Annotated in this window: 33 protein-coding genes and 1 tRNA gene; 29 read left to right on the forward strand and 5 right to left on the reverse strand. The window is 44.4% G+C overall.

Translation table 11 applies throughout. The features are described 5' to 3' along the window. Positions 1 to 77: 77 nt before the first annotated feature. Together BM090_RS13515 and BM090_RS13520 are read right to left on the reverse strand one after the other, a co-directional pair. On the reverse strand, positions 78 to 995 hold the full coding sequence (locus tag BM090_RS13515; protein WP_091514160.1) for a TIGR01777 family oxidoreductase: 918 nt from the start codon (positions 993 to 995) through the stop codon (positions 78 to 80). Next, positions 992 to 1,480: a DUF6702 family protein gene (locus BM090_RS13520; protein ID WP_091514164.1), complete on the reverse strand. Its 489-nt coding sequence runs from the start codon at positions 1,478 to 1,480 to the stop codon at positions 992 to 994. The genes BM090_RS13515 and BM090_RS13520 overlap by 4 nt, the downstream gene beginning before the upstream one ends. Positions 1,481 to 1,653: 173 nt before the next feature. On the opposite strand from BM090_RS13520, the gene BM090_RS13525 reads away from it, so the two are divergent. Next, positions 1,654 to 2,337 carry a hypothetical protein gene (locus BM090_RS13525; protein ID WP_091514168.1) on the forward strand — a complete coding sequence of 228 codons (684 nt, stop codon included), beginning with the start codon at positions 1,654 to 1,656 and terminating at the stop codon, positions 2,335 to 2,337. Positions 2,338 to 2,631: 294 nt separating this feature from the next. Further along, the gene (locus BM090_RS13530) at positions 2,632 to 3,603 is read left to right on the forward strand and encodes an XRE family transcriptional regulator (RefSeq protein WP_245756730.1); all 972 of its coding nucleotides are present in this window, start codon (positions 2,632 to 2,634) and stop codon (positions 3,601 to 3,603) included. Between the two features lie 63 nt (positions 3,604 to 3,666). On the opposite strand, the gene BM090_RS13535 is transcribed toward BM090_RS13530, so the two are convergent. Both BM090_RS13535 and BM090_RS13540 read right to left on the reverse strand, forming a co-directional pair. Then, the gene (locus BM090_RS13535) at positions 3,667 to 4,056 is read right to left on the reverse strand and encodes a VOC family protein (RefSeq protein ID WP_091514178.1); all 390 of its coding nucleotides are present in this window, start codon (positions 4,054 to 4,056) and stop codon (positions 3,667 to 3,669) included. Positions 4,057 to 4,188: 132 nt separating this feature from the next. After that, positions 4,189 to 5,772, reverse strand: coding sequence for a hypothetical protein (locus BM090_RS13540; protein WP_143083978.1), 1,584 nt, complete (start codon positions 5,770 to 5,772; stop codon positions 4,189 to 4,191). 229 nt (positions 5,773 to 6,001) lie between these two features. Between BM090_RS13540 and cas1 the strand changes: the two genes are divergently transcribed. Together cas1 and cas2 are read left to right on the forward strand one after the other, a co-directional pair. After that, positions 6,002 to 6,925: a type II CRISPR-associated endonuclease Cas1 gene (cas1, locus tag BM090_RS13545; protein ID WP_091514185.1), complete on the forward strand. Its 924-nt coding sequence runs from the start codon at positions 6,002 to 6,004 to the stop codon at positions 6,923 to 6,925. A gap of 4 nt (positions 6,926 to 6,929) precedes the next feature. Continuing rightward, positions 6,930 to 7,274: a CRISPR-associated endonuclease Cas2 gene (cas2, locus tag BM090_RS13550; RefSeq protein WP_091514188.1), complete on the forward strand. Its 345-nt coding sequence runs from the start codon at positions 6,930 to 6,932 to the stop codon at positions 7,272 to 7,274. A 380-nt stretch (positions 7,275 to 7,654) separates the two neighbouring features. On the opposite strand, the gene BM090_RS13555 is transcribed toward cas2, so the two are convergent. After that, a complete protein-coding gene (locus tag BM090_RS13555) occupies positions 7,655 to 8,020 on the reverse strand; it encodes a helix-turn-helix domain-containing protein (RefSeq protein ID WP_091514191.1) in 366 nt (121 codons plus the stop codon). A 187-nt stretch (positions 8,021 to 8,207) separates the two neighbouring features. Here BM090_RS13555 and BM090_RS13560 point away from each other — a divergent pair, with 187 nt between their 5' ends. The 25 genes from BM090_RS13560 to BM090_RS13690 all read left to right on the forward strand — a co-directional run bounded on the left by BM090_RS13560 (position 8,208) and on the right by BM090_RS13690 (position 25,442). After that, positions 8,208 to 8,441, forward strand: a complete 234-nt coding sequence (locus BM090_RS13560; RefSeq protein WP_091514193.1) for a hypothetical protein — start codon at positions 8,208 to 8,210, stop codon at positions 8,439 to 8,441. Next, a complete protein-coding gene (locus BM090_RS13565; RefSeq protein ID WP_091514196.1) occupies positions 8,425 to 8,637 on the forward strand; it encodes a hypothetical protein in 213 nt (70 codons plus the stop codon). The genes BM090_RS13560 and BM090_RS13565 overlap by 17 nt, the downstream gene beginning before the upstream one ends. Before the next feature lie 56 nt (positions 8,638 to 8,693). Beyond that, positions 8,694 to 8,769, forward strand: a tRNA-OTHER gene (locus BM090_RS18420). A gap of 488 nt (positions 8,770 to 9,257) precedes the next feature. Beyond that, on the forward strand, positions 9,258 to 9,473 hold the full coding sequence (locus BM090_RS13570; protein ID WP_091514200.1) for a hypothetical protein: 216 nt from the start codon (positions 9,258 to 9,260) through the stop codon (positions 9,471 to 9,473). A 386-nt stretch (positions 9,474 to 9,859) separates the two neighbouring features. After that, positions 9,860 to 10,804, forward strand: a complete 945-nt coding sequence (locus BM090_RS13580; protein ID WP_091514209.1) for a hypothetical protein — start codon at positions 9,860 to 9,862, stop codon at positions 10,802 to 10,804. A gap of 106 nt (positions 10,805 to 10,910) precedes the next feature. Further along, on the forward strand, positions 10,911 to 11,372 hold the full coding sequence (locus BM090_RS13585) for a hypothetical protein (protein ID WP_091514213.1): 462 nt from the start codon (positions 10,911 to 10,913) through the stop codon (positions 11,370 to 11,372). After that, positions 11,366 to 11,815 (forward strand): hypothetical protein, encoded by a 450-nt coding sequence (locus tag BM090_RS13590; RefSeq protein ID WP_091514216.1) that lies wholly within the window; start codon positions 11,366 to 11,368, stop codon positions 11,813 to 11,815. Before BM090_RS13585 ends, BM090_RS13590 begins: the two co-directional genes overlap by 7 nt. Beyond that, positions 11,802 to 13,112, forward strand: a complete 1,311-nt coding sequence (locus tag BM090_RS13595) for a hypothetical protein (RefSeq protein WP_091514220.1) — start codon at positions 11,802 to 11,804, stop codon at positions 13,110 to 13,112. The genes BM090_RS13590 and BM090_RS13595 overlap by 14 nt, the downstream gene beginning before the upstream one ends. Positions 13,113 to 13,116: 4 nt before the next feature. Beyond that, positions 13,117 to 13,605 (forward strand): hypothetical protein, encoded by a 489-nt coding sequence (locus BM090_RS13600; protein ID WP_177199937.1) that lies wholly within the window; start codon positions 13,117 to 13,119, stop codon positions 13,603 to 13,605. Between the two features lie 47 nt (positions 13,606 to 13,652). Beyond that, positions 13,653 to 14,324 carry a hypothetical protein gene (locus BM090_RS13605; RefSeq protein ID WP_091514227.1) on the forward strand — a complete coding sequence of 224 codons (672 nt, stop codon included), beginning with the start codon at positions 13,653 to 13,655 and terminating at the stop codon, positions 14,322 to 14,324. A 210-nt stretch (positions 14,325 to 14,534) separates the two neighbouring features. Continuing rightward, positions 14,535 to 14,975 carry a hypothetical protein gene (locus BM090_RS18185; RefSeq protein WP_143083979.1) on the forward strand — a complete coding sequence of 147 codons (441 nt, stop codon included), beginning with the start codon at positions 14,535 to 14,537 and terminating at the stop codon, positions 14,973 to 14,975. 54 nt (positions 14,976 to 15,029) lie between these two features. After that, on the forward strand, positions 15,030 to 15,569 hold the full coding sequence (locus BM090_RS13620) for a hypothetical protein (protein WP_091514240.1): 540 nt from the start codon (positions 15,030 to 15,032) through the stop codon (positions 15,567 to 15,569). After that, positions 15,566 to 16,297 carry a hypothetical protein gene (locus BM090_RS13625; protein WP_091514243.1) on the forward strand — a complete coding sequence of 244 codons (732 nt, stop codon included), beginning with the start codon at positions 15,566 to 15,568 and terminating at the stop codon, positions 16,295 to 16,297. The genes BM090_RS13620 and BM090_RS13625 overlap by 4 nt, the downstream gene beginning before the upstream one ends. A 202-nt stretch (positions 16,298 to 16,499) precedes the next feature. Further along, a complete protein-coding gene (locus BM090_RS13630) occupies positions 16,500 to 17,384 on the forward strand; it encodes a S49 family peptidase (protein ID WP_091514247.1) in 885 nt (294 codons plus the stop codon). A gap of 1 nt (position 17,385) precedes the next feature. Then, positions 17,386 to 17,823 carry a hypothetical protein gene (locus tag BM090_RS13635; RefSeq protein WP_091514250.1) on the forward strand — a complete coding sequence of 146 codons (438 nt, stop codon included), beginning with the start codon at positions 17,386 to 17,388 and terminating at the stop codon, positions 17,821 to 17,823. A gap of 49 nt (positions 17,824 to 17,872) precedes the next feature. Then, entirely contained in the window at positions 17,873 to 18,826 is a 954-nt protein-coding gene (locus BM090_RS13640; protein ID WP_091514254.1) for a hypothetical protein, read from the forward strand. A gap of 39 nt (positions 18,827 to 18,865) precedes the next feature. After that, on the forward strand, positions 18,866 to 19,240 hold the full coding sequence (locus BM090_RS13645) for a hypothetical protein (RefSeq protein WP_091514258.1): 375 nt from the start codon (positions 18,866 to 18,868) through the stop codon (positions 19,238 to 19,240). Positions 19,241 to 19,243: 3 nt separating this feature from the next. Beyond that, the gene (locus BM090_RS13650; protein ID WP_091514262.1) at positions 19,244 to 20,116 is read left to right on the forward strand and encodes a hypothetical protein; all 873 of its coding nucleotides are present in this window, start codon (positions 19,244 to 19,246) and stop codon (positions 20,114 to 20,116) included. A gap of 152 nt (positions 20,117 to 20,268) precedes the next feature. Then, entirely contained in the window at positions 20,269 to 20,559 is a 291-nt protein-coding gene (locus BM090_RS13660; protein WP_221405400.1) for a hypothetical protein, read from the forward strand. Between the two features lie 23 nt (positions 20,560 to 20,582). Further along, positions 20,583 to 21,221 carry a hypothetical protein gene (locus BM090_RS13665; RefSeq protein WP_091514272.1) on the forward strand — a complete coding sequence of 213 codons (639 nt, stop codon included), beginning with the start codon at positions 20,583 to 20,585 and terminating at the stop codon, positions 21,219 to 21,221. Between the two features lies 1 nt (position 21,222). Beyond that, complete coding sequence (locus BM090_RS13670) at positions 21,223 to 21,795, forward strand: phospholipase D-like domain-containing protein (RefSeq protein WP_091514277.1); 573 nt, start codon at positions 21,223 to 21,225, stop codon at positions 21,793 to 21,795. After that, positions 21,792 to 22,085 carry a hypothetical protein gene (locus BM090_RS13675; protein WP_091514280.1) on the forward strand — a complete coding sequence of 98 codons (294 nt, stop codon included), beginning with the start codon at positions 21,792 to 21,794 and terminating at the stop codon, positions 22,083 to 22,085. Before BM090_RS13670 ends, BM090_RS13675 begins: the two co-directional genes overlap by 4 nt. After that, positions 22,082 to 22,711: a hypothetical protein gene (locus BM090_RS13680; RefSeq protein WP_091514283.1), complete on the forward strand. Its 630-nt coding sequence runs from the start codon at positions 22,082 to 22,084 to the stop codon at positions 22,709 to 22,711. The genes BM090_RS13675 and BM090_RS13680 overlap by 4 nt, the downstream gene beginning before the upstream one ends. Continuing rightward, a complete protein-coding gene (locus BM090_RS13685) occupies positions 22,677 to 24,191 on the forward strand; it encodes a hypothetical protein (RefSeq protein WP_091514286.1) in 1,515 nt (504 codons plus the stop codon). Before BM090_RS13680 ends, BM090_RS13685 begins: the two co-directional genes overlap by 35 nt. Positions 24,192 to 24,614: 423 nt before the next feature. Then, positions 24,615 to 25,442, forward strand: coding sequence for a hypothetical protein (locus BM090_RS13690; RefSeq protein WP_143083981.1), 828 nt, complete (start codon positions 24,615 to 24,617; stop codon positions 25,440 to 25,442). Positions 25,443 to 25,632: the final 190 nt, after the last annotated feature.

Consider the following 25,632-nt stretch of genomic DNA (forward strand, 5'->3'; position numbering starts at 1 on the left):
TGCCTCATAATCAACTACTTAAATTCAGAAGTGCGATTGTGAGGCATTTTGTTATTTATCAATTTTTTGCCGCGCCATTACCGCAACAATAAATTTTGTAGGGCTTCGGGCAATTGCGGAAACTGAAAAATAAAACCTTCTTTTTCAATGCGTTGGCAAGATACGCGATTGCTACCCGCCACTACGTCGGCCATGTCGGAGGCGATGAGGCGCAGCGCAAAAAGTGGCACGTTGGGCAACCACAAAGGGCGGTGTAACGTCTTGGCGATTTGCTTGGTCAGTTCGGCATTGGTAACGGGTGTCGGCGCGACGGCGTTGTATGTGCCTTCGGCTTTCGGGTTCTCGATTGCCCACACGAACATACGGCAAAGGTCGTCGATGTGTATCCAAGACGTATATTGTTTGCCCGAAGCCAAAGCCGCCCCAAACCCAAACCGAACAGGTGCGGCCATTTGCGGCAATGCGCCACCTTTTTCGCTCAATACAATTCCAATGCGCATTTTTACAAGTCTAATTCCTTGTGCGGCAATGGGTTGTACGGCTTTTTCCCAAAGCCTTGTAACTTCCGCTGGAAAACCTGCGCCATTGTCGGGCGTTTGGTTTTCGTACAACCACGCATCACCCGTGTCTATGCCATAAATGCCAATCGCCGAAGCTGATACAAATGTTCGGACGTGGTGGTTGGGCAAAGTGGCAAGCGTTTCGGCCAAAAGCGTAGCCGAATCCGTGCGGCTTTCGATGATGTTGCGGCGTTTTTCGGGAGTCCAAGGCGCATCAGCAATATTTGCCCCTGCCAAATGCACGATGGCATCGGCTTGCAGCAAGGCTTCCGTATCTATTTGTTTTTGGACAATGTCCCAAGCATAAGCCGCAAATTTCGCGTTTGGGTTTCGGTGGCGACTCAGGTGCAAAACGCGATAACCTTTTTCTTGCAATATTTCCGACAGGCGCAAACCGACTAAACCCGTGCCGCCTGTGATAAGAATTGTTTTCATTGGATAGAAGTTTTTTCGATGTCGAAAAGATAGCTTTTTTTGTTATCCTTAGCACATTGAACATTTACAATATTTTTTTGGTCTCCAAAAACGTCTGTAAGAAATCGGCAGTCCAGTTGTAGGCGGTCGCAATGGCGAGCAGGCACTTCCAAATAAATCCAAGTAACTTCGTTTTCGATCTCTTTTCCTACAAACTGAAAAGGCAAGATTTTGTTTTTTTCTTTGAAAACAAAGCATTTGCGAACATAACTTTCCGTTAGGGCATTGGCTTGCGCATGGCGGTCTATCCTGAAATCAGGCAGATGCGCGGCCTTACCTACACCTTTTTCCAAATCGTCGGAAAAGGTGCGAATGGATATTTCAAAATGCTTGGTTTGGGCATTGTAATCTATCTGCGTAATGCTGCTATGAAATTGATGTTCAGGGCTTTTAGTAAAAAACGAAAGTAATAGCCCCGCTCCTATAATGGTGTTTTTGAGGAACATAAATAAATACAGTTTGTGCAAATTTATTGTTTTATTTGATAGTTTACTGTTTTACATATTTATAAAATTTATATAACAAACATTTTAAACCAAAACAAAACGCTTCTTAATATTATATTATTCTATTTGTTCATTATATTTGCATAACAAACATTTTGTCTTTTATTTTTATCATGAAAACATTACCGCTACTCACCATTGCCGCCGTGTTGCTACTCATAACAGGTTGTGGCACACCTTATTACAGAGATGACTCTGCTATTAACGTAGGTTGTACAGATAACTGCATGACATTCAATGTAAAAATAACTACGGGCGAAGGCTCTATTACGCCCTTGGCCAATACTTTAGTAGAACTTGAATGGAGTGAATCATCTGTTGGCCGCCTGATAGGCAGAGGAGTAACGGCAGCTGACGGTACTATCTCTTTTTCTTTCAAAGCAAAAGAAGAAGAACTACACAGCGGAAGTTATTATATTACGGCACAAAGAGGTGGTGGTTATATTACCCAAAGTCGAAAATTCTATGTTACTAATGGGAGTGCTATTGTTAATACAGAAATCCATGTGCCAAGTATCGCTACACTGAAGGTCGTCTATAAAAACTTCAACCCTGTGGCCGACGGAGACTATTTTAGCTGTAACCGCTATTACAACGGAGGAACATATACGAGGATTGGTAGATCATTCACCAAAAACGGTGGCGCATTTACACAAATCGAAGAAATAAGCACAACAGCTGGAAATCAATATACCTATTTCGATATCAAAAGAATTAAAAATGGTATAACGACAATTACCAAAGACAGTGCTTTTGTAGGTCGTGGCCAAACAAAAATCTACGAAATAGAATATTAATTTCCTGATTGTAAGCACATTACGCATAATTAAAACACACAGTAAGCCTAGCTCAACTCCCCTACTGTGTGTTTTTTATTGTCGTTCTATTTTTACTTAACATATTTACAAAATTTATATAACAAATATTAATAAAAACAACAATAACCATCATACAAATACCTGAATTACAGCAAATTACATTTTATTATAACTTTATTTAACTAAAATTTTTAGTATAACACCGCTATTTGCTATATTTGTGCATACTACAATTTTGTAAATAACTGATTATCAATATTTTTTAGTCTGCTTGTGAGAAGTATCGTTAGCAATAATATCCGTTTTTTGCGTAAGCGCATGGGGCTAACCCAAGAAAAAATGGCCGCCATGATTGGGATAAAACGCTCATTGTTAGGAGCTTATGAAGAAGCACGCGCCGACCCTCGCCTAAATAACTTGCAAAACATGGCCGAAGTGTTCGGCGTTTCGGTGGATAGCCTCATGAACGAGGATTTGACCAGCAACAGCGAAGACGCTTTGCCGACCAAAAGCCACCAAACCGAACGGAAATTTGATGCGCCGCGCCCAAGGCCTGAGCCATTGCCACGCTATACAACACCTATGCAGCCAACCTACACGCCCCCTCCTACTCCTCCACAACCTGTGCGCCAGGCACCTTCGCCTATGCCGCAATCACGCTATAATGCTCATAATCAGGAGTATGCAGAAGCAAAAAAAATACGAGTGTTGTCTGTTACGGTGGATAATAACAACCAAGAAAACATCGAATACGTTACCCAAAACAACGTGCCAGCGTACCTAAAAGGCTTCGCAAGTCCTGAGTTTTTGGAAAAATTGCCCAAATTTTCGTTACCAACGCTGCCACAAGGCCAAGTTTATCGCGCTTTTGAGGCTGGAAACGAGACCATGCTTTCGATACCCAAAGGTACAGTCGTCATCGGGAGCTACGTGCGAAACTGGTACAATCTTATTTCTGGGAAAATTTATATTTTAGTAACCGCCCGACACGGCATTATTTGTAAATGGATAACCAACCAAATACAAGAAAACGGAACATTTTTGCTTAGTTCCGACAACCCAGAGTTTGAAGATTACGGCGTATTGGCCGATGACGTACTCGAAATTTGGGAAGCTAAAATGTTTATTTCCATGCAGTTACCCGAAATTGATATGTCTTTGCAGAAACTTACAAGCATTGTGTTAGACCTGCAACAAGAAATGATGAAAATGCGCAAACAGCAGCAACAACCACCGCGCTATTAACCCCCAAAACGAAACCGCGATTTACTGAGAAACAATCTATTTCAGTAAATCGCGGTTTCGTTTTTATAAAACAACTGGCGAAATCAAACCGATGATATTTCCGTAAAGATCTCGAAATGAGGCTTCTGTACCGTACATCATTTCGCGCGGCTCGCTGATAAAGTCTATGCCGTTGGCTTTGAGTTGCGCATAACTGGCCGCACAATCCGAAACCCGCAAGGCAAAAAACTGATGATACCCCGCTTGCCTTCCCACCAAACCCAACAAATCGTCGTCGGTAGCCCGCGTAATAATTAACTGAAAATCTGGTTGTTGAGCCGCAGAAAGCACCACAAACCGAAAGCCCTCGCCCCAATTGTCGTCGGTTTGCTTGACGAAACCCAAACGTTGTGTATAAAATTCTATCGCCTCGTCGTAGTCCCGAACCAAAAGCGTAAGCCGACAAATTTGCATTGTTACAAAATTTTTACCTAAAAAATAACTGTCGCAAAACTACGCATTTACCACAAAAAAACGGGCAAAGCCCTAAAGCCTTGCCCGCATTTATCATACGCCTTGTTGTGTAATTAGCGAAATTTTAGCTGTTTAGTCAAAACGAACACGCGAGAAATACAAACGCTTGCCGTTGGAAGACGAACCGAAGAACACCAGACGGCCATCGCCTAACTTAAAATACGGATATTTGCTATCCAAATAATATTTTTTCTTATCCACTACACCCAGCGTCAAGAAATCAGTAATACTTCCGTCTGCTTTACTGATGCGCGCAATACGCGGATATAGCTCTAATCGATTTTCTCCCAAATCAAAGCCATCTATTTCGGTAAGCATCCAATACATATATTTTCCAGACAAGCCAGCAGGCAACAAATATTGTGGTGCGCCCAACGATTTAGCATTCCGATTGTTTTCCACAGGGTCGATGCCATACATGGCACGCAACGCGCCTTTCGGATCGAAATACAAACCAATTACATCTTTGTAAGTAATCGCGCCTTTGCTATCTGCCTTGTAGTTTTGGCCATACAAAAAGAATTCGCCTTCTTCATTCACAAATGAGCCTTTGACACTAAACGGTCCGCCCGTGTATTCGGGTTCGCGGCGTTGCGATGGCGGATTCACGGCTTTGGTCAGCATTTCTTTAATATTGGTAGCCGTTACATATTCTACTTTGTTGGCAATGTTATTAAATTTAAGCAACTGCACCGATTTGAATTTGCGCGGCGTAGGAATGAAATTATAGTAACGATCATCTTCTACGGCTACGCCATAAAAATAATAATTGCCTTTGCCGTCTTCGAGAGCTTCGTCCACGCGCCAATATGCGGTTTCTGCCTTAAATGGAGCTTTCTCGACTTTCAAATCGTTGTCAATGCGCACGATTTCGTAGGCAGTTGGGTCGGGGTTGGTATTTTCTTTGGCTTCTTTGATGGGCGCAAAAATCATAAACGCACCTACACTAATCGTAGATTCGGCATCGTCGGGGTCGGGTTGGGTAATACGACGCGTAAAAATCGGCATCATGGCAAACTTAAAGCCCAAATTCGTGCGTTCCAACAACTCTCCTGAGCGATTAAACTTAAGCACCTCAAAGTTTTTATTGGCATCCTTGTTTTTGGTAGAAGCCACCACAATCAAATTGCCTGTTTTTTCGTCTTCGTAATGCGCTTTGTAGTAATATTTATCGCCGCCTTCCGAACGAGGTTTTATTTTTTCCAACAATTTCACATCTGTCGAATAGCCGCCATAATACCAGCTCCATTTGCGGGTAATCTGTTTCTTTTTGAGCACCAACGTACCGACAAAATTAGATTCGACGGTTACATTTTCCCATATAATTACCTCTTTTTCAGGGCTTACATATTTGAACCACTTGTATTTTTTGCTCAATTGCTCCACCATTTCTTCTTCTTCGTGTTGCTCTACGAGGTTAAAATCGCGGTCGAAGGTATAAACTTCCAATTTGATGCGGCGTTTGTTTTCGGACACCACAAAGTACAGTGTGTATTGGCCTTTGGCCTCGTCAAAATCCATTTTAGCCAAATAGCCACGTTTGGCGCGGCGCGAAATTTCGTGGACTTTCTCCACTTCTACGGTTTGCGCCATTACGGGAGCGGCCATCGCGCAGCACAAACCGCATATCACAAATAATAGTTTAAAATATTTCATGGTTGTATCCTGTTTTGGGGTTTAGGGCAAAGCTGGCGGTTTTTCGGGTGCGTGGCAATACTGCATTTGTATAGTTTTTGGGGAAATTATCGCCTTATTTCTACAAAAGTAATTTCACTAAATTATCATAAAAATATACTATATGTATGTTTTGGCAAAGTTTTTGCGTGCCAATCCTCTGCTGCACAACAGCTTAATATCTTTCTCTTTACTTTAACTTCTCCAAACCATGTCCGCAAAAACACTCTATTTTGGCAATCCCGCCAAACTGCATTTGCGCCTTAGCCAGTTGGTCATACACCAACCCAATGCCGAAACACCGCACACCACGCCACTCGAAGAAGTGGGCATTGTGATTCTGGATAATCCACAAATCACGATTACCCAAGCACTTGTTACAGAAATGCTCAGCCAAAACATTGCGTTAATTTGCTGTAACTCGCAACATTTGCCTACTGGCCTGATGCTCAATTTGCACGGCAACACATTACAATCCGCACATTTTCGGGAACAAATCGCCGCTACCGAGCCACTGAAAAAACAACTTTGGCAACAAACCGTACAAGCCAAAATCCGCAATCAGGCTACTTTGTTAGAAATGCTCCAACGCCCAGCCCAACCGCTTTGGCGTTGGGCAGAGGACATCAAAGCAGGCGACCCCGACAACAAAGAAGCACGTGCGGCGGCTTATTACTGGAAACATTTGTTTGAGGAAGATGCCGACTTTCGGCGCAGTCCCGACGGCTTGCCGCCCAACAATTTACTGAATTACGCTTACGCCATCGTGCGGGCGATGGTGGCGCGGAGTTTGGTGGCCTCTGGCCTGCTTCCCACACTGGGCATTTTTCACCGAAACCAATACAATGCTTATTGCCTCGCCGATGACATCATGGAACCGTATCGCCCTTTTGCAGATGCACTCGTGTTGGGGCTTTTGCGTCGCAATCCCGAACTGGCCGACAGCCTCGACGGACTCACGCCAGCCATCAAACGCGAAGTGCTGGGCATCGTAACCCAAGACGTTTGGCACGCCAAACAACGCCACACCATGAGCGCGGCCATCGAACGCAGTACCGCTTCGCTGGCCAAATGCTTTGCCCGAAAAAGCAAAACGATTTTCTATCCGCATTTTGAAGGCTATCTCAAAAAATAACTATATGTTTTACAGTGCAGAACGTTTTAACGCTTACAGGATTATGTGGGTAATTGTGATGTTTGATTTGCCGACCGAAACGCCCGAAAACCGCCGTCGGTATGCCGACTTTCGGAAGCGTTTGCAGAAAGATGGCTTTATGATGTTTCAGTATTCGATTTATGCGCGCCATTGCGCCAGCCGCGAAAAAGCCGACGTACACATCGGGCGCGTTAAAAAATGGCTGCCCGTAGAAGGGCAAATTTGCATTATGTGTATTACGGACAAACAATTTGGGGAATTGGAACTTTACGACGGCTGCCTCAAGCGGAAAAATCCGCATAATCCGCAGCAATTAGAACTGTTTTAGCACCGCAAGTGTATTGTTAGAATGGCAAAAACTCAGCCGAAAACGCAAAAAAGCTCCGATTTGGAGCTTTTTTTGTCATTCTAACATTGCACACTAAACCTTGATTTACAGCGTTTTATAAGCTCCTGCGTTGTGGCAATATCACATTTGTAAATTTTGAAAGCAAATCACAACTTTATCCCGTTGTCGTTATCGCGTTTTAAGTTGTGGCAATATCACATTTGTAAATTTTGAAAGCAAACTTCAAAACAATCATAATACATTGAATATCAGCCTCTAATTACAGCGAATGTAATTATTAGTAAGTAAAGCCAGTAAGCAAAATTTTTTAGGAGTTATCTCCCAAAAATAAGTTGCTGACCATGAGGCACTTTACTTACCTACTGCTTTCCCAGTATGGCGGTTAATTCATGAATTGTAGTATCCTTTTCCCTCAACTGCTCTCTTAGAAAGTTTATTTCCTCTTGCATCTTTTCTTTGATAGCTCTAACCTCTTCTATCATCTGGTCTTTCCAGCTTTCTGTTTTCAAAATCTCTTCTGGCTCATTTGAATTAAAGTATTCTATAGGAACCTCAAAGAATTTAGCTAATGCGGCTAAATTTTCAGTTGAAGGATTAGTTGCACCTTGCTCATATGCAGATAAAGAAGCCGAAGTTATGCCAATTGCTTTAGCTAAATCAATTTGCTTCATGTTTTTTTTAAGGCGTAAATCCTTGATTAAAAGGCCTTTTTTCTTTTTGTCCATACTTGAAAATAAATTTTGTTAAGTTTTATTTTGTAATTCAGTTTATTTCAACTGATATTTGTATCAATTCTTACACACATTATGTACATATAGTGTGCAAATATAATAAGTTGGTAACAAAAAGAATGCCATTGTGTAAGAAAAATAGCCACTCGCATTGAAATTTAACTAAAATCAACTGTGAATTATGGATGCAGAAAAAATCAAGGAGGAGTATAAAGGGCTAAAGCGAAACGGGAAAACAGGTTTGACCAATGACTTTTGCCAGAGGTTTAATTACAAAGACGGGGAATCGCTTCGTGCCAGACTAAGGGGAGATTTAGAGTTTCTCACTGTTCATATTGAATATCTGGCCAAGACAATACCACTATATAAACCAGCTAATCAAAACGAAATAGTAGCCGATGGCAGCACTAAATAAAGTAGAGGCCTCAACTGTTGAAAAAGTCTTCAGTAAGCTGATAAAAACAGCAGACAGTGAGTTGATTCTTGAACGTAGAGTTCTTGAGACTATTGAGGAAGGGGATTCGCTTTTAGAGGAGGTTTCACGCGCGATTGATGAGCTTGAAAAAGCACAAGGAGTTTTCAAGTCCATTATTAACAAGCTGTGCAAATAGCCAACACATTACTAAATCATTACCCGAAGAAGGTGGTCGGTAGTGCCACCAACGGAAACCGTATAGCTTAAAAAGTATGGCTTAGAGCGTGGCAACAATGCCAAGATGCAGGTTCGATTCCTGCTACGGTTGCAATTCAGCGTAACACAACTTACTGTAATCTGCTGTTTCCGCGCTGAAGAATGAGCATGATGCCAGATTTTAAGTATTCGCTAATTCCAAATTGTGGTGGTACTGCTACCACGATTTACAAGGCCGCAAACGTGTGGCAATCAGTTCTTTGAGGTAGAAATTGGTGTGTTTAAATAGTTTACCGTTAGTTGTTCAAAAGCATGGGGCAGCCTTGCGCCGTGTTTTGCCACCGCGATTTTGGCCAAATCGCAAAAAGTTCTTTATGCTGATTTTCAGCGGCCAATGGTTTAATTATTCACAAAAAAAGCCCTGCAACGTTGGCGCGTGTGCAGGGCTAAAAAACTTTAATGTTTTATGATAATGCGACGCAAATATAATGAATTTTTTGTGTGTTCCAAAAATATGGACAAGGCCACAAAAGAAGAAGTAAAAAAGTATTTAGGCCGCACAGGGCGACCCGTTCACTTTGTGCAAAACATCTTTCGGATATGATGAGCGACAATGAATTATATCTCCGCGATAACATCGCGTTTTGCGAGGAGATGCTAAAAAAACACAAGCATAACGATAGTTTGTGCGCCAAGTTTAGCAAGCAATTAGAGCCGTTTAAGGCTCAATTAGATGAGTTGTTGGCATACAAGGAAAAACAAAATTCCTTAGCCGCGATTATGCCGCCGTGCCAAAGAAGCATTGGCCGACCTTAGAAATATGAAGGTAGGATAATAGCCTTCACCCTCCCGATGACGGGGTAATCTGTTGCCCCGTTTTCTAAATTATTATTGAATGTTATAAATTATTATTATGACTATATCGAAGATTAAAGCCCGAGCAAAAGCAAAATTATTGCTTGAACAAATATATACAGAAATTCAATGGCTTGCCGAAGAAGAAGGCATGGCCTACTGTTCAATATACGCTATCCCATCGGGGAGAAGGTTGGCCCGTTACGCAAAACGTGCAGGCTATCAATGTCGATGTTGGTCAATGTTTGACGGTATTCGCCACGTCGAACTGTGCGAAAAGATAACCTTTAAGCCCGTTCAATTGCCCAATTAGATAGATTGTTATCATTTTTTTATAGACCAATAATATGAGTAGTTTTGTATTAACACCCACCGCAATCAGCCCAAGAGATATTCAGCGATTATCCGCTGCACTTGACGCTGACATCAATCAATACAACGACGCTTGCGAGCGATTGGCCGACAAAATTCGTGGAGCTTATCACAAGTTCGTTATACATATCTTCAATACCGTTACCAAAACAGCCGTACAAACCAAAATAGCCGTTGATGCTATCATGGTGGAGCTTTCCCCCGCACTGGTGGCCAGCTACATTAAGCAGTCCCCCGACACGGCCAAACGCCATATTGACAGAGGCGTTCAACTCGGCTTGCTCACTCCAACCAATAATCCCACTTCTCACCATTTCAACACGGCCTACAAAGTCAATCTAAAGTTTATCCACAAGGAGAAAACAGCCGAAGAAATCAACGCTGAATGTATCGCATCGGTACTCAAACACCAGCAGCAAGCAGAGCCGCCAGCCAAGCCAAAACGCGGCCAAAAACAGGTGCAAGCAGAGGAAGTTTTTGTGGACGAGTTCAGCGAAATGGAGCTATCCGTAGAGGTATCCACAGCCGAAGAAAAAGCCAACGCTTGGCGCAGAAAAACAAGCAATAACACTACACAACCGAAAAAGAAAACAAAACAACATAAGTCGCTGATTTTGAATGTTTTGAATAATTGCATCCCTTGCGGAACTACCGCAAATTGCGGCATAAATTTTTATTTTGTAAGGAATACATTATTAAAAACAAAATATAAAGGGTGTGGAAATGTGGAAAACTTTGGCGCGTTATGCCTGCCTTCGCAAGGCTTAGCAATGCAATTAAAAACAATTCTAAATGACCGCTTTTTACCGATGCCTGCAAGAGTGGGGACAAATGTAAAAAGTTGGGGGGCGCGGCTGCGGGAGGCAATGGGCTTAAACAAAAATAGCCCATCACGGGGAGGTGATGAGCGACTACTGTAATCTCTTGCAGTATAACGTGGACAAAGCGGTCAAGTCCTAACAGAACAAACATCGGAAATTGTTTGCTCAATTCAAAATTGACTGCATAATTTTTAACAAAATCATTATGTATAGCAATCGTAATCTGCTGAAAGCCAGCGATACAAGCAGCCTTTTTACTGCAAAAATATATTACAATTTCAACCACCCCACCACAGGCTATCAGGTTGAAAAACGCTTTTACTCCTTCGATTTCGTGGACGAGCGCGAGAACTGGAATAAAACCGACCAAAATGGCGAGTTCTATTTGAGAAAGCCCCTACTCAAAGACTATAACGGCATACAGCGTTTCTACGCTTATCTCAATGAGCTTGAGCGAAAAAAACAATTGGTATCGGCCACTATTGCCTACAATCTGCTATTGGACGAATACGGCAATAAGCTCCTGATTGACAAGTTAAATTCTTCGTACCCAAGAACTTGTATTACACAGAAAGAATTTTTGGAGGCGCAAGAATTATCTAAAAACCAAAGTCTTAGCCCTTCCAATAAAATGTCTCAACCCTTAGCCACTAAAACAAAATGGTAGAAATAGCACGCAAAATGCCCGCCATTCCGATTAAGTTCAATTCGGGCGAGGCCAAATACATCAAGGAGTTTCTGTACAACCTGTTTATTAACCCTTATACAGACAACACCAAAAAGGAATACGATGCCAATTTTTGGACGGTGTACAGATTTTGGAAAAAGAACTACAATAACCTGTTCTTTTTGTCCGATACAAGAACCATACGCTTTGGTTACGAGAGCTTAATGGCATTCATCGAAATGCTTAATAATCAGAGGGAACAAGAATTAGTTGATTGGGTCAAGACGATTCACTTAGACAAGCAAGCACAAGAGCAAGCCGATACCGAGATTGTATTTTTGGCCTTGCTGATAGCCTCTATCAAAGAGCAATATGAAGATTGGAGACGCTCCAACCCTACCAAAGTGATCAACTTCGACACGCTTGCTTATGACAACGCCTAACGTATTATCAACCCAAGAATCTAACAGACTTCTTGACTTAGAGGCTGTTATAGAGAAAAACAAACAGGCTTTTTTGGAAGTCGGTGCAGCTCTATTAGAGATTCAGGAAAAACGCCTGTATCGAGAAGGCTACAATACTTTCGAGGAGTATATCTCCGAAAAACATGGCATTGGCCGCAGTACGGCATACCAGTACATCAAAGCCGCAGGAGTGCGTCAAGAGCTTGCCCAAAATGGAGTTACCGAGTTGCCGCAAAACGAAGCGCAGTACAGGGAGCTTGCTAATGTCAGCCCTGTACATCGGTCAGAGGTTTGGCAAGAGGCCACCGAAATAGCCCAAGCAACAGGCCAAAAAGTTACAGCCAAATCGGTGTCCGCAATTGCGGACAAACGAAAACCAAAGGTAGAAGTGCAGGACGTAACCGCCGAAGAAGTACCACAACAAATAACATTTTACATCGACGTACCGATGCAGGTTGCACCAGCTCCGCCAGAAGTCCGCGAAGCAGGTTTCGGGTTGGGTGGTCTGCATAAGAAGTCGGCCATACCCACGCCGCAGGCAGAGCCTGAGCCGAGCGCGTTGGAAGAAGAGATAGCCGAACTCAAGCAGCGACCTACACAGCTTGAGTATCAAATCGCACTGGGAAAGATTGAGGAGTTGGAAAAACAAGCCCAAGCCGCACTCGACGAAGTGGAACAGCAGTTGCGCAATTTATCCAAGTACAGCTGCAAAGAAATAACGCTCTTGAGTTTGTCCGAGATAATGGAAGAGGTTTATCAACCTGGTCAAACTTTTGTCAGTGGTTCTGCTCTTGCTATTGATTTGTTGGCGCATTGTCGAAGCCGTAAAATGAATATGATTTCGATTCGTACAATGATAAAGATTGCCAATAACATCGCCGAAATGTACTGCACAAAAACAGATAATGGGTTGATTTATGAGCCAACTAAGAAGCCCGCGCAATCTTCAATATACCCCGAAAAGATGTATTTGATTGAGTATAGCCTTCTTTCATCAAAGAACAAATTAGAGGAGGAAATCGCTGATTTTCTACGAGCATTAGATGGAGATATTGTGCATGATATTGAACGATTTTTTGAGTATATGAACGACAAAATTCAGGCTACAAATACAAGGCATAAACGCTGTAAGCCACTCAAAAAAATGGACATTTCTTCTTTTTATAATCATTTGAAAGAAGTACGAACATATACGTTCTTATCGTCTCAATTGTACTTATGTTTATGTGATTCAATTGCTGTAAAAATCACACCTGTTTCACCTTTAAATTTCTGATTTTATGATACTTCCAACAACACAAATTCTTCGTCAAATGGCTGATAATGCCGACGAAAAATATAATTTTTACTTTCAAAAAACGCTCAAAGCGCGTAAGCCTGAAAACAGAGAAATTTATCGTGAAAAGTATCAAAAAGAGCGGATAAAACACAATCGTTTATGCGATTTGATTATGAAAGTATCTTTATCAATTTATGGCAAAAAATTTTCTAAACTATCTGATATTCAAAAACAAAAAATTGCTAAAAGTTATGAACTTTCTTTGGAGAGAAAGGTACAGAGAAAGCACTTATTTGAAACAACAATTCGTGTTTCATTATTCTTTTTTCAGTCAAGTTTGACGGCTGACTATGGGCAATTTCAGTGCGAAAAATGCAGCAGTATATTTTACCATTCGCCAGCAAGAATTATGCAAGGAAAAGAGCTGCTGTATGAATGCGTATGCGGGTATTGTGCTAATAATATTTCAGGAGAATATATTTATAATTAAACCCCAAAAGCCCGTGCATCTGTGCGGGCTTAAACTCTTTGAAAATCATGCAGCGATATACCAAACGACAAGAACATTTTTTTAATACTGTTCTAAAATATTCTCCCAATAGAGAGGATACTATGCGTAATTTTCCACTGTTAGCCTCTATTGATTACAGGGATTATAGCAGATTTATTCATCACATGGTCATGTCTTTACCACACGTAACAATACAGAATATTATTTATAAAATCGAATGGGAAAAAGACCAGTTTAATGTATCGGCGTACATAGATGATTTGAGCGAATCAAACATCATTCAACTCATTGGGAAAGATGAAATAAAGGCAGCGTGTGTGATAAATATCGTCGCATACGAATTAGAAAAAAGACTAAGGCCTGAGATGGGAAAACTCCACGTAAGTTTGCTTGATACACAACGGATAAGACAACATTTTGCCAATATTCAATTCATGCAACAACTGATAAAGAAACCCCCTTGTGGAAAAGATTCTACAGAGCCAGACTATTTGGAATATGAACTGATAGAAACAACGAAAGTCATTTCCAACATTGAGGAAGAGTTAAAAGTGGCCAAAGACCGCGAAAAAAGTTTATTGAATGTTGGGCTATTCGTCTGTAAGCATTTTAATAAGAAATTACCTTTCACTATTCAATGGCCTGATTACAGTATTGTTGTTTCTTTGGATAATATCCTGCTTGTTGAAAGGAAATGATATTTAGTCTCCCTATCCTTCAATAAAAAATTCTTTGGGCGTTGCCACCCGAAAAAGGGTGGCCGCTCCCTTACGGCTACGCTTACGCTTCGGCCTCTTGAGGAGGCGGCTGCGCCCCTTCAGGCAGCTAACGCATTTTTTTTCGGGGTAGGTGTTTTTGTCCTTTTTCTGTCCTTTTTTCTGCCCCTTCTTTGTAAAAAGCCCAAGCCAATGACCTATCACATCCCCATCCCCCGCTATTTAGCCCACTATTTGGCGCAGGCCTTCGGACAAGGACCTTACAGCAGCCAGCACTTTGAGCCAAAGCTCTGGAATCGCATCGCCCAAGCCTTCCAACAATACCCCGTCCGCAAAATCCGCTCCCTTGCCGACCAACATTTCTTGGCCATCACCTTGAGCGAATCGCTTATTAAACAAAGGCGTTTTCATGTGCGACCCGAACGCGAAAAACAAATTGCCCGCCTCTTTACCAACATGATGTACGAGGAGCTTTATTTGTTCATGGACAGCCAACGCCCAAACCGCAAAATCGTGGAGGCACTCACCGAATGGTGCGCCCATTACGACATCAGCGAAGACGATTTGGCGCAAGACACGCTGAAAAAACGCTATTATCGCCACCGAGAAGCCAAAAAAAATTTGGGTCTTTAATTTTGTCCCTTTTTTGTCCTTCGCTTACAAATCTGAACAAATCACATTTGTAAAATGAACATCACACGCTTTTCAGGGGACAATTTCGGCGCAATCACAGGCCTGCAAATCATTGCTTGCCGTGATTTGACAGAAGACTATTATCCCGTTCAAAGTGTTGTCAGTCAAGCCTTAACCCTTGCAGAAAACGCCAATGTGGGGGAGATTATCTTCACGCAACAAACAGGCAATTACGCCGAGAATTTCAGCCGCAGCAAACACGGAATAGCCTACAAAATCGAAGTGGGTTGTAACATTCCCAAAGACCGCCCCGACGTAACGCAATGGCTTGCCCAATATGCGGGTATTCCTGTGGTATTAGTGGCTCAACTCAGCACCGAAGAGCGCAAAATCTTTGGTTCAAAGGATTATCCTTTGCTCTTGTCTAAAGCAGATTTGGACAACAAGGGTACTGTAAATAAAGGCAATTACCGAACGATGAAATGGGAAGGAACAAACCCGAATCCCGCGCCCTTCTACGCCCCGCCCCAATACCTGCTAACTAATTCAGGTTCAGTTATTTTTCAGACTAACCAAACCCCGATACTCCTATGACACAACCATCCGAAGGCAGCAAAATATTTCAATTACCCGCCCTACCCCGCGAACTAAAAGGCACGGATTTACTCCCTCTATCCGACGAATCGGGCAATGAGCCAACCTATAAAGTAACGCTTGGCCAGCTCAAGGCTTTTGTGGCCGCCAATGTCAATGCAGAGCCACCAATTAGCATTCCACAGCTCACCCTCTTGTGCGATAACAACAACATCTATTTGCGTTGGTCGGCGTTTAATCAAAAGTTCCTTGAATACCAGCCGATTGTATGCCTTTTGCGAGGCAAGCCCAGACAAAAAAGCAAGAAAAGAAATGGGGCGGATTTATCCGTAAAGTTCAAAATCTCAGCGCGTTGGACGCACCCCAAACACAACGATTCGGCCAACGTTGGCCGCGCTACCGAGTTTGCTTTGCCCGCTGAAAACAGCCTGTTGGCCGTGCCGATTGAGCGCGAGCAATGGTTTAGAACCATGCCAGTGGACGAGGAAGGACATTACAGGCTCATTCCCAGAGGGACTAAAAGCTCATCGGGCAGAGACATTCGCAAGAATCAATATTTTGCCTTTGCTATTCAAATCACAGTCGATGGCAAAAAATATTACGGAGCATTCTCCAGAGTCGTTAAAATCGGATACAACAGAATACAGGCCATTGGTGGTCTGACGGATAAAGTATTGGCAGCAGGTGCAATGACAGACAACTATATCCCTGTGATTCAGCTACTTTAAAGACATGGCAAGGCGCGAGACAGTAGGGCCAACAATGGCAATAGCTGAGTAGTGTAGGCAAGTAATGGCAATACACGAGATGCGCCCGCCTCTTCATTGCAAAGCCTATGCAGCAACTGCATAGGCTTTTTGTTTGTCCTTTTTTTAGCTGCATGAATCAGGCAGGTTTGCAACACATTTTAGCAATCCAAATCCCGATCGCATGAATATTTTTCAGGCCTTATCCATTTTAAACCAAGACATCTGGTTAGTTCACGAAAGCTACCTAACAGGCGTTTACCCAATGGTAATGGACTATTTGAGCAAAGCCAGTACCGAGAAGACTCCGCGCAAAATCCTTGAGCCTGAATGTTACTATATCGTGGGGGATCATGCCACAGGCTTTACAGCCGCCAGTAAAACGGCCTCTAACGTTCCGAAAAATTCTATTGCGGTCATCGAAGTAAAAGGCCCGATTACCAAAGATTCTACCTGCTTCTCGGTAGGAACACGTGAGCTGACACAAGCCACTTATGCAGCCGCCGAAAACCCCAACGTGGGCGGGATTATGTTTATCACCGATACGGGAGGAGGCTCAGTTGCAGGCACAGAAACTTTTGCCCGCGCCATCAATGAAGTATCGCAAGTAAAAGAAACCTTGGTTTTGGCCGAAGATATGATAGCCTCGGCAGGCGTTTGGATTGGCGTTTCCGCCCATCACCTGTTTGCCCAAAACCTCACCACCCAAGTGGGCAGCATTGGCACGGCCATCTTGCTAACCGACGTGCGCGAAAAGCTCAAAAAAGACGGCATTACCCAGCATTACATCACGGCTCCAGACAGCGATGTGAAGAATGCCGAGTACTACCAAGCCCTTGACGGCAAGCCCGAAGCCCTGAAACAGCAACTTGGTGCTATTAACACGGTATTCCAAGATTGGGTCAAATCCAATCGCCCCAATTTGAAAATTGACAGCAAAACCAAAGCCCCGCTCAATGGCGCAATGTATGCCGCCACCCAAGCGGCTGACATTGGCCTGATTGACGGGGTAAAAACCTACACTGAAGCCGTCCAATTCCTTCATCAGCAAATTCTTAACCAATCATAACATGGCTTTTTCATTCCAAAAATTCCCTGCCTTAGTAGCCCTTGCAGGCAAAACCGAAATCTCCGCCGAAGACATCGCCAAAGTAAACAACGAGCTGAGCGCACAAGGCATCACGGGCATGGCTTTCGTTGCGCAAGCCACGGCCAACAAAGCCGCAGGCTATGACACGCTCAAGCAGCAACTTGACGCGGCCATCGCCGACAATACCAAGCTCAAAGCTGACGACAAAACGCAGGCTTTGGCCGATTTGCAAACCAAGTACGAGGCAGCCCAAGCCGAAATCAAAAAATTAGGCAAAGAACCAGGTTCGCAGCATTCTAATCCGCTCAACCACCAAGCCGAAGACGATGGCAGTAAGCCAGATGCGCAAGTGCCTGTGTACGCGTCCACCAACTTTACACTCAATCAAATTGCAGAGGATTTTCATAATCGAAAATAACGCAATGAATCAACCTTATTTTTTAATCTAAACCCTTCACCCCATCACCATGCCTTCGATTAACATTGCAGGAAAAAGCATAGAGCTTGAAGAAGTCAATGATATGCTGGGAGCATATTATAGAGACGAGAAGAAAACCATTGTCGATAAACTCGAAAAAGAGGAAGACTGGAGAATATTCTGCAAGCCAGAATATGGCGTAAAAGACCAGTTGGTGGCCACCGTCATACAACACAAAGGCGATGTCATGCAGCCTTACCAAACCAAGTTTACCCCCAAAGGCGGTGTTAAATTCAAGCCAGAACTCAATATGGTTCGTCCCTGTAAAATAGATATTGAAATCACCCCACAGGAGATTGAGCGTACCGCCTTGGCTTGGTTGAAAACAGACGGTTCTCAATACACCAAAACACCCTTTGTCGGAAAGATAGTGGATAAAGTATTGCAACGACTTCGCTACGATATTAACAACGTAGTGGTCAATGGCGATTATCAAGGCCCTCCGCCTGATGGCGTAGCGGGTGATACTTTGGCCTCTTTTGATGGCTGGATAAAAATCTACAACAATGCCGTTGCCGCAGGCAAAATTGTTCCCTATGCCCTTGGTGCTATCACCGAAGACAACGTGGTGCGCAAATTGGAAGAAATGTTTGATACCGTGCCGCTCAACAAGCGTTTGCCTGGTCTGCAAATGTTCGTGGACCAACGTACTTTGTTGAAATACAACCGCAGACGCAGAGGCGCAGAATTTCAAAATGCAATAGTGATGAACAGCACGCTGGACGGAACAACCTGTGAGTTGGTTGCACCGCTTAACTGGCCAGAAGGTCGCATTATGTTAGGCCACAAAGACAATATGCTCTACATGGAAGATGGCATCAATGAAGAAGTGAATATGACATTCCAATGGACTGGCCGTATCATCAATTGCATGGTGGACTTTAAACGTGGGGTGGGCTTTGAAACCATTGAAGGCGAAGTCTTTGGCAATCTTGTCGCTTAACCTAAATCTTTTTATAAACGCTTTAAAACCATTGATTAAATGGAAGATAAAAACAAAAAGCCTGTAAGCGAAGAACAAGACTTACAGGCTGAACTAAAAGCAGAACGCGCCAAAAATGCGCAGTTAGAGGCCGACAAAGCCGAGCAAGCCGCGATTATCAAAGAGCTGTCCGAGCAGTTGGCGCAGTCCGAAGCCCGCATCAAGCAAACCGAGCGCAAGCATGGACAAGTGGCCATTACTTTTGAAGGCCGCGACTACCATTTGGCCGCCCCCAAAATTTCCACACCCTTGGGGGTGATTACCGCCGAACAATTGGCCGACGATGCCAAACTCTTGGCCAAATTGGTGAAGGAAATTAACGGCTTTGTGGATTTGTACTTAAAGCCTGTGCCAGCGCAGGAGAAAGGAATCTAAGCCATGTATAACATTAGAGATATTCTGTGGGAGAATGGCCAAAATAATGATGCAGGCATTCAATCCGAGCTGTGTTACATCTTAGCCAGCGACATTCTCGTTTTTCCCAAAACCAAACCAGAGGAGCAAAGAACCTCTCTTGAAGACGAAGTAACCTTGGTAGGAAATTTCGTACTAAAGCCAGGCAAGTCTTGGAAAAAAATCTATTGTACACAGCAAAAAGGGAGCTTGGAATCCGAAATTGTGGGGGATACAGACGGTAAATCCGCCGAAAACCCATTGAAAATTTGGCATCCAGGCAACAAGGATTACCTTTTGGGCTTTATCGAAAAATTCAAGAATAGTAGCATGGTTTTGCTGGTTCGTGAATTAGATACAACCTACTGGCGTGTTGTGGGTTCTGAGGGCTTGCCAGCCAAGTACGAATCAGGAAAAATCACCACAGGCACAGCCGTAAAAGACGGCAAAGGAGCCGAAATTACATGGAAAAGTTTGGGTCGTATTGCTCCCATTTACAAAGGAGTAGTACAGCTTGAGCCAAGCCTTACCTTGGCCATTTCCTTTGTGGGGGGTGCCCCAAGCTACGTGGCTTTGGGCAATGGCATCTATGCCATCGCGCAAGCAGCAGCCAACCACCAGTTTTTTGTGCTTCCGTCCAAGAAAATCCATGAGGCCAGCGTGATGAATGCCAACACCTTGCCCGCAGGCATGGGGCTTGCCCTCAACACCGAAACGGGCAAGATTGAAATTACAGGCACGCCAGAGGCGACAGGCCTGTTCCCGTTCCAAGTGATAGGCCGCATCACCCACGACGGTACGCCCACAGGTACGACGGTGGAAAGCTATACGCTTGACATCACCCTTCAAATTACCTAATACCTAAACTACTTCATATTTTTACGAAAAAGGCTTTTGCATTGCAGAAGCCTTTTTTTATGTTTGTAACGCCAAAACAATTTTTCTTACTAACAATTACGACCATGCTTGCAAGGCCTTGCTTGGGTGTGGGGGCGCAAGCCCCCCTGTAGTTGTTAGCTATTGTTTTGGCGAAGCACCCAAGCACCTCATTTATGGCCGCCTCGCACAAAAAGATATTGGATGAGTTTATGACATCGTACAGGCCTTGCACGATGCAGGAGGCTGACCATTTCTTTTCTTCCGACCAAATCGCCGAGAATCTCAACGCGCATCACGGCTCTTTGCTTGAGCCTTCAGAAGTGGCCAACACTTTGCAAGCCAACGGGTATGAAACCTACACGGACGGGCAAGGCTGCGTGTTGTGGGTGCTTGCCCGTTGGACAACTGTCCTTTTGCCTTAATTTCTTCATGCCGTAATTTCGGCATGAATGAAATTGAACAATGGTTGGCTTCGGGCAGGGACTACGCTTTGGGCGTAGCCCTTTATCAGCAGTACGGCAATAATGCCGCCCTGCTTTCCCTCTTTGCCACCCCCTCCAACTTTGCACACAAAAAGTTAGTCGAAGCCCTATCGGGCATCGCCGAAACTTTGCGCCAAGCCGCTAAATCCGCTCAGCAAGCACGCGAAACGCAGGCTATACAAAACAGTGTTGCTCACCTCTCTCAATCCCTTGACAATGAAACGGTAATCTCTATTGACAAACAGGCCAAAAGCCAGTATGCCCAAGCCTCTTTTTTGCATGGCCAGCTTCGCTATGCCAGCAACGACGAGGAGCGCAAAGCCTTGGCCTTTCAAATCTTGGAGCTGTTCGATTCGCTCTCTCAAGGCTTTGAAACGGTGGATTATTACAAGGAATTTGGTCATTTACCCCCGCCCCCCAGCCACGAGGAGCAGCAGTTACAAGCCCTTGACCGCGCCGTTTTGGAGAAAATGCGGCGCAATCTCATCGCCAACATTTCCCACGCCCGAGCAGGCCGCAAACGTGCCGAAAACATCGACGTTTGGCAGCAACGCCGTGCAATGATTGAGCGTATTTTATCCCAACAAACACCGCAGGACTAAGATGTTATTTTCTTTAGATAAAACCACCGAAAGCCCCGCCAGCCAGCCAACGGCCAGTGCCTATCTTCTCGGACAGTTGTCCGACATTCAGGCCATAGAAGGCAACAGTATCAAGCAATTGCGGGAAGTTATTGGGCAATTAGCGCAAAATACAATCATCACTTTTGCCACCCATGGCCAGTGGAGCAGCCACGAACTGCTCAAGCATATTTTACAGCAAACAGGCCCAGCGAGCGTGGCCATGACCACGTGGGCAGTCACGGAAGACCCGCTTAGAAGCATTCACAACCTCATTGAGCAGGGGCAAATTACGGCCTTTGATTGCGTGTTTGATTACCGCACCGAAAAGCGCAAACCCGAAGCATGGCAGTTCGCGCAGGCTGTGGCCACCCGCCTAAAACAGACCCATTGCCACGCCAAAATATTGGTGATACAAAATGCCCAGTGGGGCGTTGCGGTGGTTAGCTCCGCCAACTTTACCAACAATCCGCGTTTGGAGGCAGGGACTATTTTTACACTCCCAGCGGTAGCAGATTTTTACAAACAAGTCATTGAAAACGAGATAAATAAATGAACGAACTAAACCTAAACCAAGAACAACTCTCCGCATTAGAGGACATGGCCGCGCTATTCTTTAGCCTTGAGGAATTGGCCGTGATTATGCAGGTAGAGCGCGAGCGTTTCGTCTCCAGCTACCAAATGCGTACAGGGGTAATTTACGAAACTGTCCAACGTGGGCGACTGCGCCAAGAGGCCTTGGTACGCAAAAAGAATTTTGAATTGGCGCAACAAGGTTCATCGCCCGCCATTACCGCCGCGCTCAAGCTGATTGATTCGATTAAATTAGGGGAGGAAATACGATGAGCAGCCGCGCGAATGAACCCGAAAACTTCGGCAAGCCAGCCAAACAGCGTTCTGATGAAGACGACATTATCGAATTTTTGCGCACAGGCAATGGCGAACTGTCCGACAAACAAAAGAAACTGTTTGACATCTACGATTTTGCCGACAACCAAATCCGCAACCTCGTGAAAGAATCAGAAGTAGTCAATATGCTCATGCTCAAGTATGGCGTGAAGCGTGCGACGGCTTACCGCTATATCAGTAAAACCAAACAAATCTTTGGTTCGATTAATAGAAGCGAAAAAGAGTTTTGGCGCAGGTTAGTCATTGAACAATGTTTTGATAGTATCAAGTTATCAAAAAGTTTACGCGACCCTAAAGGGTTGAACGGCGCAATTGCCCAACTCATTAAGGCCACGAACTTAAACGAAGTGGACATTGATATGCCCGATTTTGCCGCCCTTGAGCCACATACTTACGAGTTGGTGCTCAATGATTTTTCTGTTTCCATGATGCAATCCCTCATGCAAGCAGGGGCCGTCAATTTGGTGGGCATGATGGCTAACGAATTAAATAAATCGCAACCTATCCCTATTCCGATTACTCCTTCCCATGACAGCGAATCAACAGACCATTCTCAAGTTTAATTTACCGCAGCTCATGTTGGCGACAGGCATGCAGGTACACAAGTTTTTAGAGGGTGGTCGTGGGCTTGGTAAATCCAGTATTTTAGCGTGGAGAATCAAGGACATCGCCATTAAAATGCCCCGTTCGGCCAATGTAATCGTGGGTGAAAGCTATATTCAAATCATTACCCGCACCTTGCCCTCTACCATTGAGGGCTTGGCGCGTTTAGGCTACCACAAAGACATTCATTATTTTGTCGGAAGAAAGCCGCCCAAGGCTTGGAAATGGCCAGAGCCGTACCAACCGCCGTTGGCTTACGACCACTTCATGATTTGGTACACGGGCGCAGGATTCCACTTTGTTTCACAAGACCGCCCTGGGAGCGGGCGCGGGTTGAATACCGATTCGGTAACAGGTGATGAAATGCAGTTGCTCAAGTATGACGATTTATTCCATGATGTATTGGCCACTAACCGCAGTAATAAAGACAAGCCGTATGCGAATCTGCCCATTCACCACAGCACTATGTTTGTTGGGACAATTCCTTGGAATACACGCGGCAAATGGCTGTATAAAATGGAAGAATTAGCGCAGGCCAACCCGAAAGAGTATTTGTATATCCGCGCCCCCTCTGAGTTTAATCGTGAGGTATTGGGCGATGAATGGTTCAAAAACATGGAACGCGAATTGCCGCCCTTGATTTACAACGGAGAAATTAAGTGCATTCGTCCCACGAAAATAGAAGGTGGTTTTTATCCCTTGCTCAATGAGCAGGTGCATTACTACGCCTCCAGCAATTACCGCTATTTGGACAGTTTGGGTTTTGATTTTAGCAAAGTAACGGATTTGGATTGTAGAGCAGACGGCGACATCGACATGAACCGCCCCTTTGACATCGCTTGCGATTGGGGCGCACACATCAATACATTGGTAGTCAGGCAAGAGCATAGCCGTAACGGGTTCATTGAAAGCCGTGCGGTGAATGCGCTGTTTGTCAAGACGCCCAAACGATTGCAGGACTTGGCCGCCATGTTCTGCGACTACTACGAGGCCAAGACCAAGAAAGAGGTTAATTTCTATTATGACCATACCGCCGTCTTTACCGACGCATCGCGTCCTACCAGCTTCGCCGACGAGTTTATGGCCGTGTTACGCAAGCGAGGTTGGACAGTTGTCCCGCACTATATCGGGCAAGCAGCCAGCCACCACACGCGTTATCTATTTTGGGGAATGGCGCACAGTGAGGCCGACGAGCGACTGCCCCGCATACGCTACAATGAGCGCAATTGTAAGTATTTGCTCCTCTCCAAGCAGAATGCAGGCGTGTTGCAAGGGCGCAATGGCTTTGAGAAGGACAAGCGAGCTGAGCGCGATATAAACGCTGCACAAGAAGAAACCACCCACTTTTCAGATGCAGACGATACGCTGTGTTATGGCAAGTATGGTAAGTTGATGAATAGCGGTAGTGTGAGTAACTATATCCCAGAGACGATGATGTAACCAATTGACAGTAAGATTCTAAGCCTCCTGCATAGGGGGCTTTTTTTATGCTTACGCCCACCTTTTCCACGCCCTTCCCATAGGGGACCCGCGAAGCGGTACAGGCCTTTTATTTGGCCTGTGAGCGCGTTACGCGGCCTTACCCAGCCCGACCACCCACCAACGCCCAGCGCATCATATAACGCTATTTTGACACATGGACAGTTGTCCGCAGCCGACAGGGCGGGGCGTGCTGCTATCGCAGATTTTGAGACAAAAAACAACGTTTTTTGCGCGTAAGTACCTGAAAAAGAGCAAATTAATTTAAAAAAAATGAGACAAACACTTGCATAATCCGTACTTTTTGCCTATCTTTATAATGTTAAAGGATTGAAAGACAGTTATTTAACAAACATTTTTAACCATTTAAACGCATTTACAATCATGGCAAAAAAGAACAACCACACGGCAGAAAAGCCCCAAAGAACACCCGAAGAAATCGCAGCTTTACGCGAAGAAGCCAAAGCAAAATTTAATGTTTCAACAGGTAGCGAAGTACAACCACTGGCAGAGGCCACACAGGGCGCAGAAGCGATACAGGCAGCACCCGAACAGGTAGAGCCGCAAGCCATAGCACAGGAACAAGAGGCCACACAGGGCGCAGGGTTTAGCGAAGAGCTTGTACAAGCCGCCGAAGCAGAAGCCGACAGAATCGCCGCAGAAGAGGCAGCACAGGCAGCAGCCCAAACACTACCGCAAATCATGGTACAGATAGCCGAGCAAGTGCAGGATTTGGCCACTAATCAAATGATTGAATCTTTGCAAAAATCAGAAGAAGCCAACCAAATCGCCGAGCAAGCAAGAGCCGAAGCAAGAATAAACGCCGAAGCCCTACGCATCGCACAAGAAGAGTTAAAACAGGCAAAAGCAGAGGCCGAAGCCGCCAAAGAAGCCGCCCGAATCGCCGAAGAACAAGCCGAATTAAACAGGCGTTTAATACCTAAGATTTTGGCCGCTGAACGTGCCGAACGCATCGAACAAGCCCAACATCTAAGCACCGTATTGAATAACTTAGAATCAAGAAAAATGGTGTTAGAGAGTATTTTACGAACGGCTGACGATAGTATTAATTTAAAAATAACAGGGACTTTTGGCCAAAACGTGGACTTTAGCAACAAAAATTTATGCAAAGAGATTTTAACTATTTTGCGTGAAAAGGTAGAAGAAGCCATCAACCAAAAGCAAACAGAACTTAACTGTTTTACACTCTAACCACTTTTAAATAAAAAAGGCCGCAAGGTATTGCAGTACCAAGCGGCCAACACGTAAACATTTTAACAACGTAAACGCCTCTTTAGAAGGGCAGCAATATCATGAAATCTTACGAGAATAACAAACAAACGGCCAGCCCACAGGCCGACGGGACAAGCACGCCCGAAAAAAAGAGCAATCCACGCCGCGA

Source organism: Flexibacter flexilis DSM 6793 (assembly GCF_900112255.1).
Classification (GTDB): Bacteria; Bacteroidota; Bacteroidia; order Cytophagales; family Flexibacteraceae; genus Flexibacter; species Flexibacter flexilis.

What these genes read in the sequence shown, in the direction of transcription:
- BM090_RS13525 (WP_091514168.1), top strand. Translation starts at nt 1,654, where the DNA reads ATGAAAACATTACCGCTACTCACCATTGCCGCCGTGTTGCTACTCATA.
- BM090_RS13665 (WP_091514272.1), top strand. Translation starts at nt 20,583, where the DNA reads ATGAATGAAATTGAACAATGGTTGGCTTCGGGCAGGGACTACGCTTTG.
- BM090_RS13555 (WP_091514191.1), bottom strand. Translation starts at nt 8,020, where the DNA reads ATGGACAAAAAGAAAAAAGGCCTTTTAATCAAGGATTTACGCCTTAAA.
- BM090_RS13685 (WP_091514286.1), top strand. Translation starts at nt 22,677, where the DNA reads ATGACAGCGAATCAACAGACCATTCTCAAGTTTAATTTACCGCAGCTC.
- BM090_RS13670 (WP_091514277.1), top strand. Translation starts at nt 21,223, where the DNA reads ATGTTATTTTCTTTAGATAAAACCACCGAAAGCCCCGCCAGCCAGCCA.
- BM090_RS13635 (WP_091514250.1), top strand. Translation starts at nt 17,386, where the DNA reads ATGGCTTTTTCATTCCAAAAATTCCCTGCCTTAGTAGCCCTTGCAGGC.
- BM090_RS13560 (WP_091514193.1), top strand. Translation starts at nt 8,208, where the DNA reads ATGGATGCAGAAAAAATCAAGGAGGAGTATAAAGGGCTAAAGCGAAAC.
- cas1 (WP_091514185.1), top strand. Translation starts at nt 6,002, where the DNA reads ATGTCCGCAAAAACACTCTATTTTGGCAATCCCGCCAAACTGCATTTG.
- BM090_RS13515 (WP_091514160.1), bottom strand. Translation starts at nt 995, where the DNA reads ATGAAAACAATTCTTATCACAGGCGGCACGGGTTTAGTCGGTTTGCGC.
- BM090_RS13675 (WP_091514280.1), top strand. Translation starts at nt 21,792, where the DNA reads ATGAACGAACTAAACCTAAACCAAGAACAACTCTCCGCATTAGAGGAC.
- BM090_RS13605 (WP_091514227.1), top strand. Translation starts at nt 13,653, where the DNA reads ATGCAGCGATATACCAAACGACAAGAACATTTTTTTAATACTGTTCTA.
- BM090_RS13565 (WP_091514196.1), top strand. Translation starts at nt 8,425, where the DNA reads ATGGCAGCACTAAATAAAGTAGAGGCCTCAACTGTTGAAAAAGTCTTC.
- BM090_RS13590 (WP_091514216.1), top strand. Translation starts at nt 11,366, where the DNA reads ATGGTAGAAATAGCACGCAAAATGCCCGCCATTCCGATTAAGTTCAAT.
- BM090_RS13690 (WP_143083981.1), top strand. Translation starts at nt 24,615, where the DNA reads ATGGCAAAAAAGAACAACCACACGGCAGAAAAGCCCCAAAGAACACCC.
- BM090_RS13535 (WP_091514178.1), bottom strand. Translation starts at nt 4,056, where the DNA reads ATGCAAATTTGTCGGCTTACGCTTTTGGTTCGGGACTACGACGAGGCG.
- BM090_RS13540 (WP_143083978.1), bottom strand. Translation starts at nt 5,772, where the DNA reads ATGAAATATTTTAAACTATTATTTGTGATATGCGGTTTGTGCTGCGCG.
- BM090_RS13625 (WP_091514243.1), top strand. Translation starts at nt 15,566, where the DNA reads ATGACACAACCATCCGAAGGCAGCAAAATATTTCAATTACCCGCCCTA.
- BM090_RS13600 (WP_177199937.1), top strand. Translation starts at nt 13,117, where the DNA reads ATGATACTTCCAACAACACAAATTCTTCGTCAAATGGCTGATAATGCC.
- BM090_RS13580 (WP_091514209.1), top strand. Translation starts at nt 9,860, where the DNA reads ATGAGTAGTTTTGTATTAACACCCACCGCAATCAGCCCAAGAGATATT.
- BM090_RS13640 (WP_091514254.1), top strand. Translation starts at nt 17,873, where the DNA reads ATGCCTTCGATTAACATTGCAGGAAAAAGCATAGAGCTTGAAGAAGTC.
- cas2 (WP_091514188.1), top strand. Translation starts at nt 6,930, where the DNA reads ATGTTTTACAGTGCAGAACGTTTTAACGCTTACAGGATTATGTGGGTA.
- BM090_RS13645 (WP_091514258.1), top strand. Translation starts at nt 18,866, where the DNA reads ATGGAAGATAAAAACAAAAAGCCTGTAAGCGAAGAACAAGACTTACAG.
- BM090_RS13630 (WP_091514247.1), top strand. Translation starts at nt 16,500, where the DNA reads ATGAATATTTTTCAGGCCTTATCCATTTTAAACCAAGACATCTGGTTA.
- BM090_RS13595 (WP_091514220.1), top strand. Translation starts at nt 11,802, where the DNA reads ATGACAACGCCTAACGTATTATCAACCCAAGAATCTAACAGACTTCTT.
- BM090_RS13570 (WP_091514200.1), top strand. Translation starts at nt 9,258, where the DNA reads ATGATGAGCGACAATGAATTATATCTCCGCGATAACATCGCGTTTTGC.
- BM090_RS18185 (WP_143083979.1), top strand. Translation starts at nt 14,535, where the DNA reads ATGACCTATCACATCCCCATCCCCCGCTATTTAGCCCACTATTTGGCG.
- BM090_RS13520 (WP_091514164.1), bottom strand. Translation starts at nt 1,480, where the DNA reads ATGTTCCTCAAAAACACCATTATAGGAGCGGGGCTATTACTTTCGTTT.
- BM090_RS13680 (WP_091514283.1), top strand. Translation starts at nt 22,082, where the DNA reads ATGAGCAGCCGCGCGAATGAACCCGAAAACTTCGGCAAGCCAGCCAAA.
- BM090_RS13650 (WP_091514262.1), top strand. Translation starts at nt 19,244, where the DNA reads ATGTATAACATTAGAGATATTCTGTGGGAGAATGGCCAAAATAATGAT.
- BM090_RS13585 (WP_091514213.1), top strand. Translation starts at nt 10,911, where the DNA reads ATGTATAGCAATCGTAATCTGCTGAAAGCCAGCGATACAAGCAGCCTT.
- BM090_RS13620 (WP_091514240.1), top strand. Translation starts at nt 15,030, where the DNA reads ATGAACATCACACGCTTTTCAGGGGACAATTTCGGCGCAATCACAGGC.